The 2177-nt window shown below is 57.8% G+C and carries 2 protein-coding genes; both read right to left on the bottom strand.

Going from position 1 to position 2177, the window contains the following annotated elements; genetic code table 11:
* Positions 1-1624 (bottom strand): amino acid adenylation domain-containing protein (locus ATN37_RS19120; protein WP_218695504.1); only part of this gene is annotated, 1624 nt, incomplete at its 3' end.
* On the bottom strand, positions 1545-2177 hold a 633-nt coding region (locus tag ATN37_RS19115; RefSeq protein ID WP_218695503.1), incomplete at its 5' end, for a condensation domain-containing protein. The genes ATN37_RS19120 and ATN37_RS19115, both read right to left, overlap by 80 nt.

Below are 2177 nucleotides of genomic sequence, written 5' to 3'. Positions count from 1 at the left end.
CCAACTTCCCCGACGCATTCAGCGGCAACGCATCCAACACCATGATCAACGACGGAACCATGTACGACGGCAACACCGCACGCAGCGAATCCGTAAGCGCTACAACATCAACCACCGCACCCGACACCGGCACCACATACCCAACCAAGCTGTCACCCGACTTGGCCGAAACAACAGTCACTGCAGATGCGGATACCGATGCATCAGCCACCAAAGCCGACTCGATCTCCCCCAACTCGATCCGCTGACCACGCAACTTCACCTGGAAATCACTACGGCCGATGTACTCCAGCTCCCCCGACGCATCCCACCGCACCAAATCGCCCGTGCGATACATCCGACCGCCCCCGCTGCCATCGGCAAACGGGTTCGCAACAAACCGATCCGACGACATTGCGGCCCGCCCGATATACCCGCGCGCCAACTGAATGCCCGATAGATAAAGCTCGCCGACAACACCCCTTGAAACCGGGTGCAGCCTGGAATCCAGGACTAGCAGCCCTGTATTCCACACAGCAGAACCAATCGGGATCGACACGGTCTCGTCCGATGTGACTTCATGGAAGGTCACATCAATTGCAGCCTCGGCAGGACCGTACAAATTCTCCAAGCGTGCTGATGGCATCACTCCGAAAACTTCCGCGGCAGTGCCAACTTTCAAGGCCTCGCCACCGGAAAACACCAGCCTCAAGGAAGGAATATTGCTGGCATATTCGGCTGAAATGAATAGGGCCATCATTGCAGGCACGAAGTGCGCGACCGTGACCGCATGCTCCCGGATCAACTTCGCTATGTACTGAGGGTCACGATGGCCATCCGGTTCGGCGATCACCATGCGCGCGCCTACTTGGCACGGCCAGAACAACTCCCAAAGTGAAACGTCAAATGTGGACGGAGTCTTGACCAGCACCACGTCCGACGGGTCCAAATTGTATCGATCCTGGCGCCAAAGCATCTGGTTTACTACGGCGATATGCGATACCAGGACGCCTTTCGGCGTCCCGGTAGAACCGGAAGTGAAAATCACATACGCAGGGTGATCTCCCCGAAGAGCAGACAGTCGCTCTGAATCGGTGATCGGATCAGTCGAATACGTATGCAGGTCAAGACTGTCAACATCAACCCAGGAAGTCGGCAACTTCGCGTCGAGTCGACCATCAACCGTAAAGTCACGCGAGTACAAGACAACGGCCGGCGCCGCCGTTCGCAAAACATAAGAGACGCGTTCAGTCGGATGCGATGGGTCCAGGGGTACATATCCGCCACCTGCACGAATCACCGCATGGGCTGCGATCACCCAAGATATAGACCGCCCCATGAGCACGCCGACCAGAACCTCAGGTCCAACACCTTGCGAAATCAGATGTCGGGCCAATCGATTGACGCGCGAATCGAATTCGCCATAGGTCAAGCTTTCGTCACCGTAAATCAGCGCAACATCCATAGCGCGCTGAGCCGTACCGACGACATCCACCAATCGCGTCGCGGGCAGATCCCGACGACTGGCGCGCGATCTGTTGTAGATCTCAATTCGTTCAACACCATCAAGAAGATCGACTTCTCCCACCAGCGCCGATGAATCGTCGAGAACTGTGCGCAGGATGCGTTCGAATCGGGTTGCCATCGAGGCCACCGTCGACTNTGAACGTCGCCGCCATCCCGGCCGGGGCACCGGACTCGTCGAACTGCTCGACCATGGTCAACTGCAGATCGAACTTCGCCGCCACCGCGCCGGTATCGACGCCCGCAACCGTCAGATCGCCCAACTGCAACGCGGTCTGCTCCATGTTCTGGAACGAGAGCATCACCTGGAACAACGGATTACGAGCCTGCGACCGCGCCGGATTGAGCACCTCCACCAACCGCTCGAACGGCACATCCGCATGCGCAAACGCACCCAGATCGCCCTCACGAACCCGACCCAACAACCCCGAGAACGACTCCGAAGAATCCACCTCGGTCCGCAACACCAACGTGTTGACGAACATCCCGATCAAATCATCGAGAACCTGCTCACCACGACCCGCCACCGGAGTACCGATCGCAATATCAGACGTCCCCGACAACCGCGACAACAACACCGCCAACGCCGCATGCACCACCATGAACAACGACGAATTCGACTCACGCGCAGCGTCACTCAACGACACATGCACATCACGATCAATCACGAACGA

The sequence above is a fragment of the Rhodococcus sp. MH15 genome (assembly GCF_019266045.1).
Taxonomy (GTDB): Bacteria; Actinomycetota; Actinomycetes; order Mycobacteriales; family Mycobacteriaceae; genus Rhodococcus_F; species Rhodococcus_F qingshengii.
This window is presented reverse-complemented; position numbering and strand designations above follow the sequence as displayed.